Annotated in this window: 13 protein-coding genes and 1 tRNA gene; 1 reads left to right on the top strand and 13 read right to left on the bottom strand. The window is 41.2% G+C overall.

Annotated features, from left to right (window positions below; all coding sequences use genetic code 11):
• Nucleotides 1–67: 67 nt before the first annotated feature.
• Nucleotides 68–1099 carry an SH3 domain-containing protein gene (locus HMPREF3112_RS06590; RefSeq protein WP_070438781.1) on the bottom strand — a complete coding sequence of 344 codons (1032 nt, stop codon included), beginning with the start codon at nucleotides 1097–1099 and terminating at the stop codon, nucleotides 68–70.
• Nucleotides 1100–1323: 224 nt separating this feature from the next.
• On the opposite strand from HMPREF3112_RS06590, the gene HMPREF3112_RS06595 reads away from it, so the two are divergent.
• The gene (locus HMPREF3112_RS06595) at nucleotides 1324–1830 is read left to right on the top strand and encodes a YgjV family protein (RefSeq protein WP_070438805.1); all 507 of its coding nucleotides are present in this window, start codon (nucleotides 1324–1326) and stop codon (nucleotides 1828–1830) included.
• 18 nt (nucleotides 1831–1848) lie between these two features.
• Here HMPREF3112_RS06595 and HMPREF3112_RS06600 read toward each other — a convergent pair whose 3' ends face one another.
• The 12 genes from HMPREF3112_RS06600 to tpiA form a co-directional block, all read right to left on the bottom strand.
• Nucleotides 1849–2670: a Cof-type HAD-IIB family hydrolase gene (locus HMPREF3112_RS06600; protein ID WP_070438782.1), complete on the bottom strand. Its 822-nt coding sequence runs from the start codon at nucleotides 2668–2670 to the stop codon at nucleotides 1849–1851.
• 17 nt (nucleotides 2671–2687) lie between these two features.
• Nucleotides 2688–3344, bottom strand: a complete 657-nt coding sequence (locus HMPREF3112_RS06605) for a glucosaminidase domain-containing protein (RefSeq protein WP_070438784.1) — start codon at nucleotides 3342–3344, stop codon at nucleotides 2688–2690.
• A 90-nt stretch (nucleotides 3345–3434) separates the two neighbouring features.
• Nucleotides 3435–3776: a P-II family nitrogen regulator gene (locus HMPREF3112_RS06610; RefSeq protein WP_021144573.1), complete on the bottom strand. Its 342-nt coding sequence runs from the start codon at nucleotides 3774–3776 to the stop codon at nucleotides 3435–3437.
• 10 nt (nucleotides 3777–3786) lie between these two features.
• Entirely contained in the window at nucleotides 3787–5022 is a 1236-nt protein-coding gene (locus HMPREF3112_RS06615; protein ID WP_070438788.1) for an ammonium transporter, read from the bottom strand.
• Between the two features lie 137 nt (nucleotides 5023–5159).
• Nucleotides 5160–6026, bottom strand: a complete 867-nt coding sequence (rsmI, locus tag HMPREF3112_RS06620; protein ID WP_014633487.1) for a 16S rRNA (cytidine(1402)-2'-O)-methyltransferase — start codon at nucleotides 6024–6026, stop codon at nucleotides 5160–5162.
• 2 nt (nucleotides 6027–6028) lie between these two features.
• Nucleotides 6029–6349 carry a DNA replication initiation control protein YabA gene (gene yabA / locus HMPREF3112_RS06625; RefSeq protein ID WP_002887582.1) on the bottom strand — a complete coding sequence of 107 codons (321 nt, stop codon included), beginning with the start codon at nucleotides 6347–6349 and terminating at the stop codon, nucleotides 6029–6031.
• On the bottom strand, nucleotides 6336–7142 hold the full coding sequence (ricT, locus tag HMPREF3112_RS06630; RefSeq protein WP_014633488.1) for a regulatory iron-sulfur-containing complex subunit RicT: 807 nt from the start codon (nucleotides 7140–7142) through the stop codon (nucleotides 6336–6338). Before ricT ends, yabA begins: the two co-directional genes overlap by 14 nt.
• Nucleotides 7139–8014, bottom strand: a complete 876-nt coding sequence (locus HMPREF3112_RS06635) for a DNA polymerase III subunit delta' (protein ID WP_070438791.1) — start codon at nucleotides 8012–8014, stop codon at nucleotides 7139–7141. Before HMPREF3112_RS06635 ends, ricT begins: the two co-directional genes overlap by 4 nt.
• 8 nt (nucleotides 8015–8022) lie before the next feature.
• Nucleotides 8023–8652, bottom strand: coding sequence for a dTMP kinase (gene tmk / locus HMPREF3112_RS06640; RefSeq protein WP_070438794.1), 630 nt, complete (start codon nucleotides 8650–8652; stop codon nucleotides 8023–8025).
• A gap of 123 nt (nucleotides 8653–8775) precedes the next feature.
• Nucleotides 8776–8848 (bottom strand) — tRNA-Thr (locus tag HMPREF3112_RS06645).
• Between the two features lie 92 nt (nucleotides 8849–8940).
• Nucleotides 8941–10926 carry a transketolase gene (gene tkt / locus HMPREF3112_RS06650; protein ID WP_070438799.1) on the bottom strand — a complete coding sequence of 662 codons (1986 nt, stop codon included), beginning with the start codon at nucleotides 10924–10926 and terminating at the stop codon, nucleotides 8941–8943.
• A 264-nt stretch (nucleotides 10927–11190) separates the two neighbouring features.
• Nucleotides 11191–11949, bottom strand: a complete 759-nt coding sequence (tpiA, locus tag HMPREF3112_RS06655; protein WP_002885895.1) for a triose-phosphate isomerase — start codon at nucleotides 11947–11949, stop codon at nucleotides 11191–11193.
• Nucleotides 11950–12111: the final 162 nt, after the last annotated feature.

Below are 12111 nucleotides of genomic sequence, written 5' to 3' on the forward strand. Positions count from 1 at the left end.
AGACAAGACTTTTTCCACAAAATAATAGAAAGATCAGAAGAAAATCTGACCTTTCTAGATGTCTCATTTAATCCACTTGAACATAACGACGAACACCACTATAACTGATGTAAGAAATCCAACTATGACCATCTTGAGTAACCTTCATATCAAAGTTAATCTGATCACCTGCTTCTAAGTAAAATTCAACCGGGGCGCTATTACTAGGAATGTTTTTGACTGCTGAGCGTTGCGTTAGCTTATAGCTACCAGACTCTGCTAAACCACTATCAATAGGGATTTGGTTATCAGTAACAGTTACGTCTTTCGGTAACGCAACATCATTTGACTCTTTAAAGTAGACCTTTGTGCTACCATTAGTCCTTACCTGAATTGTATCTTGCTCATAAGTTGGCCCTGAAATAGCTGCCTTTTTAGAGACAAAGCTAATATCCCCAACATTGCCAACAGTATCACCTCTATCTCTTGAAAGAATTGCTTCATACTTGCCTGAACCCTCCTGATAACCATCTTTAGGGTGCACATAATTATGACTAGTTGCTTGACCTTGGGGCGTAATATCTCCTACTAAGCTAGTATTGTTAAAGACCAGACGACTGCCATCACTAGACTTCCAAGTCCCAGCAATACTGTCAAACTGACCACGCGCAACTGCACTCACATCCATATCCACGGTGGTTACTTGCGTATCCGTTTTAGCTTGAGCTTGACTATCACTTGAGCTCTTTGGTGCTTGGGATTGACTCGCTGAAGACTTAGGAGCCTGTGACTGACTGCTTGAGGGAACTGATGAACTATTTGAAGATGATGACTGAGCCTGACTACTACTTGAACTTGGGGCAGAAGCCTTTTTGCTACTCGGTACACTTGAAGATTCTGTCTTTGAACCCGAAGATTCCTTGACCTTAGCACTAGACTTGCTAACCTTACCGCTATCTTTACTGGATGTTTTAGCCTTACTTGATGAGGTCACCTGGCTGCTCTTTGGCATCTTATCTGCTGAACTCGATTCCTTATGGCTGGAACAGGCCGTCAGCAAAGCCACTGAGGAAAGGGTAACCATGGAAAGCACGATTGCTTGAGAAAATTTGTTTTTCATAATTATTTCCTCATTTCTAGTCTATCGTAAAAAGTAAAGATAGGACCTATGTCACAAGGCAACATCGGGTTCTCTCTACTTCTAAGGGAATAATCTTTTCTACACTTTCATTATATCATTTTCTAATGTAAACGCTAACATATTAGGATTGTAAATTCTAAAAAAGCGATGAAAATCTCTTGAATCCTTGTGATATAATGGAGACAAAAATTGAAAGTTATATCATGACAATCTATCTTCTAGCACAAGTATTCTCAGCCATAGGTGCCCTATGTGTCGCCATATCTTCTTTTGCAAAATCAAAACATAAAATGCTGGTCTGGCAAATTACCGACTACATTTTTACTGCTATTGCCAACCTCTTATTGGGTGGCTATACCGGTGCTTTAACCATTAGTATTTCCATCATACGTAATAGCTTGATGGTCAAAAAGCAGATGACCAAGACTATCTTGACCATCCTCATCGTTATTCAAATCATTGTAGGAACCTATCTCAATCAACTTGGACTTATTGGCTATCTGCCAATCATCTCTTCAGTCTCTTATAGTTTAGCCATTGCCATCACACCAAACCTTCAGTGGCTTCGCTGGGTCATTATTGAAAATATGTTACTTTGGCTGATCTACGATTTGACCATTCAGGCTTACCCAGCTACTGTCACTGATATCACTATCACACTGACTACTCTTATTGCCATTATTAAAAATCGAAAAACCTTTAGCAAATAGAAGCTAAAGGTCTTTTTCTTATAAAGCCCAAGTACGAATAGCGTGGGCTACGCCTGCCTCGTCATTTGTCAAGGTCACATACTTACACAACTCTTTAATGTCGTCACTAGCATTACCCATGGCAACACTTTGACCGACGAATTGAAGCATTTCAAGGTCATTAGCAGCATCGCCTAGAGCCATGATTTGATCTGGGTTAATGTCAAGCTTTTCTGCTAAATGTTTAAGCCCGCTAGCCTTTGTTGCCCCTTGTGGCATGATTTCAAAGATATAGTCTTGACTACGAACTGTACTATAGCTCTGACTAAGTCCATCTTGCACGGCATTTTGGAAGGCGTCCAAAGGTTCAGAATCAGCCATATACATGGCTTGGAAAATCACTTGCCCTTCCGCAAAGATTTCTTCCAAACTCCTAGCTTTCGCTTCTGTGAAGACAGTGCCAGCATCATAAGCTACTAACTCAGGCACCTCATCGCCCACAACATAGTAAGTCTTTTCTCCAGTCAAGGTTAGAGCCACCTCTGGAAAATCTTCGCAAGCCTGCAAGAGTTCTTCCATTTCAGGGCGAGATAAACTTTCAGATTGAAGCAAGGTCCAATTTTTAGTTTCATAAGTAGAGCAACCATTGTTCATGATAATGTACTCTTCTTCACTCAGTCCTAATTTCTCAAAATGTGGAAGAATGCCTGAACGTGGGCGTCCTGTACAAAGGACAATTTTGATACCTGCCGCAGCCGCTTCTTGAATAGCCTTGATATTCTCTTCAGGAATCTCTTTTTGGCTATTTAAGAGCGTCCCGTCCATGTCAATTGCAATGAGTTTCACTTGATTCTGATTCATTTTACTCTCCTTCGACCCTAATAAGTGTCATAAATGGTTAACTGGTATTGTTCAATGATGCTGTTTAATTTGTCTCCATAGGTTGTATCCGTAGCGTAGACCCCTGTTAGGGCAGCTGTGGCATCCTTATAATTCTTAGTCTTGGAACGGTGTACCCCTACATAGTAGCTGCCCTCAAGGAAGTCTACGTAGTCCTGTAAAGAATTTTCCACAGAGCCATAAGAACGAAAAGCTGCATCAATATAGTAAGGATTGCCCTTACCATCATCCTCCCAGGTTGGTAGGGTTACACTTTGACCATTGTAGTCCCCCTTAATTCCAAAGAAGTTATAGGACGGCTTCTGACTCAAAGTAGATTGTCCAGAGTCAGATTCCAAGATGGCCTGAGCAATCATGACAGATGCATAAAGATCGTTTCTAGCCGCCAAATAGCGGGACGTCTCACCAATCTCGGCAATAAATGCAACCGTCCTCTCATCCGTAGATGTCATGTTCTTTTCCATGGTCAACCTTGGAAAATTCAAACTAGCAAGGAGTCCCAATAAGGCAAATAGCACAATAAAAATCAGACTCCACTTCTGGAAAAATTTAGGAAAGAGCAAGAAAGACTTCTTTTTCTTTTTAGTTTTTTTAGGTCTAGCTTTCGACTTGCTTTTCTTTTTTCCTTTTGCCAATTGGTCACCCCCTCAATCATACTAACTTCTCTAAGTATATCAAAATTCACTAAAAAAGACCCAAACCAACTGGTTTAAGCCTTCATTATATTAAATGGCGTCTCCACCACGTTCACCAGTACGAATACGGATAACATCATCAATAGGAACGATAAAAATCTTCCCATCACCAACTTCTCCTGTCGCTACGGCACTACGAATAGCTTCAACAACTTCGTCAACTGCCATGTCCTTGACTACAATCTCAACCTTAACCTTAGCTAATAAGGTAGGAACAATGCGCTGTCCACGAACAAACTCTGCAAAGCCACGTTGATTACCATAACCTAGTACTTGACTCACAGTCATCCCCTTGGCCAAGCCACTACCAGTCAAGGCGTTTTTCAAATCTTCTAATTTATCCGAACGAATAATCGCTTCTACTTTTTTCATCTGTATTCTCCTACGAATCTAAGCCCATAAAGGTTGGATAGGCTGTTTCCTTGTGTTCACAGTCATCGAGACCAATAGCTTCATCACGGTCACTAACACGTAAAGGCATATAATGAGCAATTACTTTAATAATACCATAGGTCACAAGAGCAGACCAAATAGCTGTAAAGATAATAGCTAAAATAGTCACTATAAACAGATGCGCCTTTCCATAGATTAAACCAATATTGGCCTTATCTAGGGCTAAATCTGGTGTCGTAAAAATTGCAGTGGCCAAACCACCAAAGATACCTCCAACACCATGGCAACCAAAAGCGTCCAAAGCATCATCATAGGCAAAACGTTTCTTCAAGACTGAAATAGCATAGAAACAAATCGGACTAACCATAAGACCAATTAGAATAGCACTCCAAATTGAAACAAAACCAGCTCCAGGTGTGATTGCAACTAGACCTGCTACCAAACCGGTTGAACCACCAACCAAGGATGGATGTCCTGTGACATGTTTTTCAATTGCCAACCATGAAAACATGGCTGCAGCAGCTGACACATGAGTGGTTACTAGCGCGTGAACTGCCAAACCATTAGCAGCCAAGGCTGATCCTGCATTAAAGCCAAACCAACCAAACCATAAGAGACCCGCTCCTAATAGGACAAAAGGAACATTATGAGGACGGTGTTCTAAAATGCCAAAATCACGCCGTTTACCAACAACGATTGCTAAAACTAGGGCTGATACACCTGAGGTAATATGAACCACATCACCACCTGCAAAGTCAATCGTCCCCCATTTTGCAAGGAGCCCTTCATCCCAAACCATATGTGCAAATGGATAATAGACAAAAAGTAACCAAAAGACAACAAAAATGGCTAAAGGTGTAAAGCGCATCCGTCCTACCACTGAACCCGTCAATATCGCCACACAGATAATCGAAAACATCATCTGAAAAGCAGCAAACAGCATATCAGGAATGGTTAGACCACGACTTGAAGCCGTTTCAGACACGCCATTTAAAAAAAGGTGACTGAAATTCCCAAAGAAACGACCATGTCCACCAAAGGATAAAGAATAACCAGCAATAACCCACAAAAGCGAGGCAATCGCTAAGGGAAGAACAGACATCATCATGGTATTGATAACATTCTTACGACGTCCAAGCCCACCATAGAAGAAGGCCAAGGCCGGTGTCATCAAACAAACCATGGCTGAACAAATCAATATAAAGGCACTGCTACCTGTATCCATGAAACCACTCCAATGCGTAAATTATTTTATGTCAGATAATATAACACAAAATTACGAGGCATACAAGTTTATTTGCGGAATTTTTTGATAATTCTTTCTTTTCTAACATCTTATGTTGCCACAAAAAAAAGAGCCTCTTAAACCCCATGAAAAAGGTTATAAAGCTCTTGTCTGTTCATTTTTCGCTCTTTAGCAACGGTTTTTATAGCCTGATTAGGTTTCATTCCAGAGGCAATTAAAGCTTCTATAGCCTCTACCGGGGTAACATTTGATGTTAGATTTTCTTCCTTATCATTTTCAGAAGCTCCAGCCACAATCAGTAAACATTCACCCTTGAGAGGATTACTAGCAATATAATCTAAAACTTCTGAAATAGATCCTCGTTGGTACTCTTCATAAAGCTTGGTCAATTCTCGAACTAAAGTTACTTGACGGTTGCCATAGACCTCATGCATATTTTCAAGAGTATCCGCCACACGGTAAGGTGACTCGTAAAAAATCTGTGTCTCAGGATAAGATACTTTTTCTTTAAAGAAATCAATCTGCTGTCCTTTTTTACGGGGTAGGAAGCCATAAAAAATATGAGGTTGAGGTGCTAAACCACTGGCAATCAAGGCTGTAATACCAGCCGATGCTCCCGGTAAGGCCACCACTGGAATATCCTCTGCAATGGCAGCTTTGACCAAATCATGCCCAGGATCCGAAATAGAAGGCATCCCCGCATCAGAAACCTGAGCCAAAGAAAGACCTGACTTCAAGCGCTCCAGTAAATCTGGAATTTTCTCATAAGCATTGTGCTCATGAAAAGAATACTGCTTCGTTTCAATCTCAAAATGCTTGAGCAAGAGACCCGTATTGCGCGTGTCCTCCGCACAAATAAAATCCACCTCTTTCAGGATTTGCACACTGCGAAAAGTCATATCCTGCAAATTCCCAATAGGTGTGGGAACCAGATAGAGGGTACCGTAGCTAGATTGTCCCTTAAAACTCTTTTGAACCTGCATGTTTAGTCTCCGTACAACAATTCTGCACAGAAGCCACAAGCTTCATTATTATCACGACGTTGGCCATAAAAATCTGGACAAATATGGAATCCATCATCATAAATAGCCTCGAGGTTCACCTTACCATGAGACATTTTAGTCCCCGTCTCCTCTTGAACCACCTGACTCAAGTGCTCACGTAGCTTGTCGTTTTCCAACTTGAGGGCCGTATTTTCATCAAGAATCCCTGAGAAGTTCGCCTTAATTGCTTCCACTTCTGCCAACATCGACATCAAATTTTGTGATAATTCCTCGAATTTATCATACAATTCACGCTTTTCCATTTAGCTGAACTTCCTCCACTCCATAAGTTAGGGGCGCACGCCCTTTTTCAAATACAACCTTAATGGTCCCTGCAATTACATCAATGGCAACAACCTGACCTGTACCATCCTTGGTTTCAATGTCATCACCCAAGTCAGGATAACTAGCCTTGCTATCTCGGTAAAAGTCATCTTCATAACTGAGACAACACATGAGTCGTCCGCAGACTCCGTTCATCTTACCAGAATTCAAAGATAAACTTTGGTTTTTAGCCATCTTAATCGATACTGGTGGGAATTCACCCAAAAAACTAGAACAACAAAGTGCCCGCCCACAAGGTCCTAAGCCACCATAAATCTTTGATTCCTCACGACTTGAAATTTGGCGCAACTCAATACGTGTCTTAAAGTAAGAAGCCAGATCTTTGAGTAACTGACGAAAATCTACCCGTTTTTCAGCAACAAAACTGATTAGTACATAAGAGCAATTTAGCGGAAAGACAATGTCAACGACCTTCATTTCTAGCTGATTTTGAGCAATTAAATCAGCTACTACTCCCATACTCTTTTCAGCCTTCAAAAGATTTTCATCATATCTGGCAAAATCCCTCTCTCCAGCTAGGCCTTCAACTCGATTCAAATCAGTAGGCAAACTAACTTCAGGAAAATTTGTATTCTCCATAACGACCTGAGCCAGACGCTTATCCTTTTTATCCAAAACGACTACAAAGTCATCTTTGGCATAATTTCTATCAGGTACAACATATTCTATTGTACCAGTTTCTTCAAATTTTATTCCAATGACTTCAGTCATGATAACACCATATACTCCATCGCATTTTGAAAACTGACATTAGCTAGCCACATTTTTCGTGCCTCATATACTAAGTCTAGCCATCGTCTTGCTTGTGGATTTTGTATATCCTTCCCCAATTGATAAGTTAAAAAAGCCCAGACCATCTCTTGTTCTGACTTTTCACTACACTGGACAGCCAGTTTTGCAACATCCAGATAAAGCAGGTCCTGATTAGCCAGCAGAGACTGTGAAAAACGCTCCACTGTATTGACCAAATCAAGAACCTTATTATCCTTAGCTAGCTCCAAAGCCTGTGCTTCATCCTTAGCAAAATCTGCCAAGACCTTAGCTTGTGTCAATAACAAACCTTCCTTCTGCAGCAAGTCTTCCAGATAAACTCTGTTCTTAGGAAAATAAAAGAGTTGAGCTCGGCTTTTAATCGTCGGTAACATACGACTATCATCAGCTGTCAAAAGAAAAATATAAATCTGACTTTGAGGTTCTTCAATAAACTTTAATAGACTATTGGCAGCATTGACATGCATCTTATCTGCATCACGAATGATAAAAACCTGAGCCTGCCCTTCAAAACTCGATTGACTAAACTCTCTAGTCAACTGACGAATCGTGTCCGTCTTAATAATCTGTCCTTGTGGCTCTACTAATTTAACATCAGAAAAGTCCCCCTGAGCAATCAAACGACAAGGACGACAGTGACCACAAGGTAGACTATTCTCAGGAGTCACACAAAAACGACTCTGTGCTAGCCAAATAGCCATGTCGAGACTTCCAAAATCACCCGAAAACAAATAAGCATGACTCAAACGATTTTCTCTGATAATTTGTGAAAACTCTTCAAATAGTTTGCTTTGACTTTCAGCTAACTTCATCTTGCTCCTTATAAATAGTCTTTAATTACATTCCAAGCTTGCTCTACAACATCCTCAAAATCCTGTGAGGCATCAATTAGCTTGATACGTTCTGGTTCAGCCTGTGCCAAATCCAAATAACCTTGACGTACACGCTGATGTAGGTCAAGTTTCTCTAAATCCAACCGATTGACTTCACGTTCGCCGCTAGCTGCAATGCGGTCCAAACCAGTCTCAGAATCCACATCAAACAATAGGGTCACATCAGGTTTATACCCATCAGTCGCATAGGCATTTAACCAGGCAATCTCATTCTGATTCAAGCCACGACCAGTACCTTGATAGGCAACTGATGAATCAATAAAGCGATCCATGATGACCATATTGCCCTTTTCAAGCTCTGGCAAAACCTTCTCAACCAGATGTTGACGGCGAGCAGCAATATAGAGCAAGAGCTCTGTCTTAGCATCCATAGCCGTATTATCTACATCCAGAATAACCTCACGGATTTGCTCTGCAATAGCTACTCCTCCTGGTTCACGTGTCGTCACGACTTTGGCTGGATAGGCTTCTCTAAGACGAGGTAAAAGTGCCTCCAAAACTGTGGTCTTTCCAGCACCATCTGGCCCTTCGATTGAGATTAATAACCCTTTTGACATGATACTTCCTTTTTGATTTCTTTACTTTCTATTTTATCAAATTTTAGCTCAAATGAACAATCAAGGGCAAAAGAAAACAGAGGTTTCTAAAAACCCCTGTTTCTATCTGAATACTTCTGACCATGCCGATTGCAGGTTTCGAACCTGTGACCTACGCGTTACGAGTGCGTTGCTCTACCAACTGAGCTAAATCGGCTGACACAGTCATTCTAACACTATGTCCTAAAAAGTCAAGTTCTGTATGAAATTTACAAAAAAGAACTTGGACTAGCCAAGCTCATTCTTTTCTTACAATGATTTGTAAAGTTGACTTGCATTTTCAACAGTGAATCCATATTCTTTAAAGATACGGTCACCAGGTGCTGAGGCACCCCAAGTATCAATAGTAAGTGTTTTACCTGCAAGACCAACATATTTGCCCCAACCAAAGCTAGTTCCAGCTTCGATAGCCAAACGTTTTGTCACAGCTGCTGGAAGAACTTCTTCTTTATATGCAGCATCTTGTTCATCAAAGAGATTTTGTGATGGCATTGAAACAACACGGACATGCACTCCTTCAGCTTCAAGAGCCGCTTGAGTATCAAGAGCCAATTTCACTTCAGAACCTGTCGCAATGATGATACCATCAAGATCACCTTTAGCTTCTGAGATGATGTAAGCCCCTTTATTGACACCAGCTTCGGCATTTTCAGCTGTACCATCAAGGACTGGCAAGTTTTGACGTGTCAAAACTAGCATTGTTGGACGTTCAGTCTCAGCCAAGGCACGTTTCCACGCAGCATTAGTTTCATTACCATCTGCAGGACGGATAACGTTAAGGTTAGGCATTGAACGCACACTTGCCAATTGTTCGATTGGTTCGTGAGTAGGTCCATCTTCACCAACTGCTACTGAGTCGTGAGTCATAACATAAGTTACTGGCAAGTTTTGAAGTGCTGCCATACGTACTGCTGGAAGCAAGTAGTTTGAGAAGACGAAGAAAGTACCACCATAAACGCGAGTACCACCATGAAGAGCAATACCATTCATCGCTGCAGCCATAGCAAACTCACGCACACCAAACCAAATATTACGTCCAGCATAGTTGTCTGCTTGGAAATCAGACTCAGCCTTAACCATAGTATTGTTAGAAGCTGAAAGGTCTGCTGAACCTCCCCAGAATGAAGGAACTTGTTCAGAAATCTGTTGGATAGCTTGTTGGCTTGATACACGGCTAGCTACTGCTGAACCCAATTCATGAGCATTCAAGTTAACGTGTACAGGTTCATTTGCAAAGGCAGCCTTGTATTCAGCAGCCAATTCTGGGTAAGCAGTTTCATATTCTGCAAATTTAGTTTGCCAAGCATTTTCAGCAGCTTCACCACGGAATTTAATACCAGCTTCAAAACGACGAGCAACTTCATCTGGAACTGTAAATGCCGGTGCATCATAACCGTAAACACCTTTTGCGTGATCAATGCCATCTTGACCGATTGGAGCACCGTGGACAGCTGATGTTCCTTGTCCTTCAGCTCCATAACCAATGATTGTCTTAACTTCAATGATAGATGGTTTATCTGTCTCAGCCTTAGCTTCTTCGATGGCTTTAGCAATAGCTTCCAAATCATTACCATCTTTGACAAGAATGTGTTGCCAACCATAAGCTTCAAACTTAGCCTTAACATCTTCTGTGAAAGCCATTGAAGTTGGTCCATCAAGTGAGATATCATTTGAATCGTAAAGAAGTACCAACTTACCAAGTTTAAGGTGACCAGCAAGACTGGCAGCTTCTTGAGAAACACCTTCCATCAAACAGCCATCGCCATGTAGGGCATAAGTATAATGGTCAACAATATCAAAACCAGGTTTGTTGAATTTAGCAGCCAAATGCGCTTCAGCCATGGCCATACCAACAGCATTAGCAATCCCTTGACCAAGAGGTCCTGAAGTAGCTTCAACACCATCAGTATGATTAACTTCAGGGTGTCCTGGAGTCTTAGAGCCCCATTGACGGAAATTCTTCAAGTCGTCCATTGTCACATCATAGCCAGAAAGGTGCAATAGACTATAAAGCAAGGCAGAACCATGACCAGCAGAAAGAACAAAACGGTCACGGTTTGTCCAGTTACGGTTAGTCTTTGGATTAACATTCATCACATGGTTCCAAAGCACATAAGCCATTGGCGCTGCACCCATAGGAAGACCTGGGTGCCCAGAATTCGCAGCTTGAATTGCCTCGATCGAAAGTGAACGAATAGTGCTGACCGCCATTTGGTCAATTGCATCAAAAGTCATGATTCTAACTCTCCTTTTTGGAAAAAAATGCGGAGCATACAGACTATTAGCGTCTGAGCTCTAGTTATACTATTCTAATTATAGCATATTATCTATCTCTTTGGGCAATCCAATTCTATTTGTCAAACCCTAAACCTATAAAATAGAGCACCTAAAGCGTTCGTTTTTACAAACCTGCACCATTTGTCTTATCCCAAGCAATTATTTATAAAGCTATTCATCAAAAAACAAAAAAGCCGAGGAAAACCCCGACTTTATGTAAAATCATTTAACGAAGTCAAGCAATGCCAAGAAGCTTTCAGCTTCAAGTGAAGCACCACCAACAAGAGCTCCGTCAACGTCTGGACAAGCCATGTATTCAGCAACGTTTTCAGGTTTAACTGATCCACCGTATTGAACACGTACTTTGTCAGCAACTTCTTGACCAAAGTCAGCAGCTACAACGTCACGAACAACTTTACACATTTTTTGTGCGTCGTCTTGTGAAGCTGATTTACCAGTACCGATAGCCCAGATTGGTTCGTATGCGATAACTGTTGAAGCTACTTGTTCTGCAGTCAATCCAGCAAGAGCAGCTGAAACTTGAGCACCTACGAATTCTGCTGCTTTACCAGCTTCGTAAGTTTCAAGTGATTCACCACAACAGATGATTGGAAGCATACCGTTAGCAAAGATTGCTTTTGCTTTTTTGTTGATGTCTTCATCAGTTTCGTGGAAGTAGTCACGACGTTCTGAGTGACCGATAACAACGTAGTCAGTACCGATTTCTTTCAAAACTTGTGGGCTAGTTTCACCAGTGAAGGCACCAGCATTTTCAAAGTAAGTGTTTTGTGCAGCAACTTTAAGGTCTGAACCTTTAGCAGCAGCAAGTACAGCTGTCAAGTCAACTGCAGGAGCTGCGATACCAGCTTCAACAAGATCTGATGAAGGAAGTTTTGATGCTACAGCTTCAACGAATGCTTTTGCTTCTTCTGGATTTTTGTTCATTTTCCAGTTACCAGCGATAAATGGTTTACGTGACATTTAACATACCTCTTCTTTTATTTATTTACTCGTTTATTTTATCACAAATCCCTTACTATTACTAGGATTTTAGGAAAATTCCGAAAACTCGACTTGCTTTATGACTTTTTATCACTATCAAAACTTAGCGGCTCTATAATTTCTGTAGTGGGTAAAACCACT

The sequence above is a fragment of the Streptococcus sp. HMSC10E12 genome (assembly GCF_001807855.1).
Classification (GTDB): Bacteria; Bacillota; Bacilli; order Lactobacillales; family Streptococcaceae; genus Streptococcus; species Streptococcus salivarius.

Coding starts and splice junctions, on each gene's coding strand:
- HMPREF3112_RS06590 (WP_070438781.1), bottom strand. CDS start 1,099: ATGAAAAACAAATTTTCTCAAGCAATCGTGCTTTCCATGGTTACCCTT.
- HMPREF3112_RS06600 (WP_070438782.1), bottom strand. CDS start 2,670: ATGAATCAGAATCAAGTGAAACTCATTGCAATTGACATGGACGGGACG.
- rsmI (WP_014633487.1), bottom strand. CDS start 6,026: ATGCAGGTTCAAAAGAGTTTTAAGGGACAATCTAGCTACGGTACCCTC.
- ricT (WP_014633488.1), bottom strand. CDS start 7,142: ATGACTGAAGTCATTGGAATAAAATTTGAAGAAACTGGTACAATAGAA.
- HMPREF3112_RS06595 (WP_070438805.1), top strand. CDS start 1,324: ATGACAATCTATCTTCTAGCACAAGTATTCTCAGCCATAGGTGCCCTA.
- HMPREF3112_RS06615 (WP_070438788.1), bottom strand. CDS start 5,022: ATGGATACAGGTAGCAGTGCCTTTATATTGATTTGTTCAGCCATGGTT.
- tkt (WP_070438799.1), bottom strand. CDS start 10,926: ATGACTTTTGATGCAATTGACCAAATGGCGGTCAGCACTATTCGTTCA.
- tmk (WP_070438794.1), bottom strand. CDS start 8,652: ATGTCAAAAGGGTTATTAATCTCAATCGAAGGGCCAGATGGTGCTGGA.
- HMPREF3112_RS06635 (WP_070438791.1), bottom strand. CDS start 8,014: ATGAAGTTAGCTGAAAGTCAAAGCAAACTATTTGAAGAGTTTTCACAA.
- HMPREF3112_RS06610 (WP_021144573.1), bottom strand. CDS start 3,776: ATGAAAAAAGTAGAAGCGATTATTCGTTCGGATAAATTAGAAGATTTG.
- tpiA (WP_002885895.1), bottom strand. CDS start 11,949: ATGTCACGTAAACCATTTATCGCTGGTAACTGGAAAATGAACAAAAAT.
- yabA (WP_002887582.1), bottom strand. CDS start 6,349: ATGGAAAAGCGTGAATTGTATGATAAATTCGAGGAATTATCACAAAAT.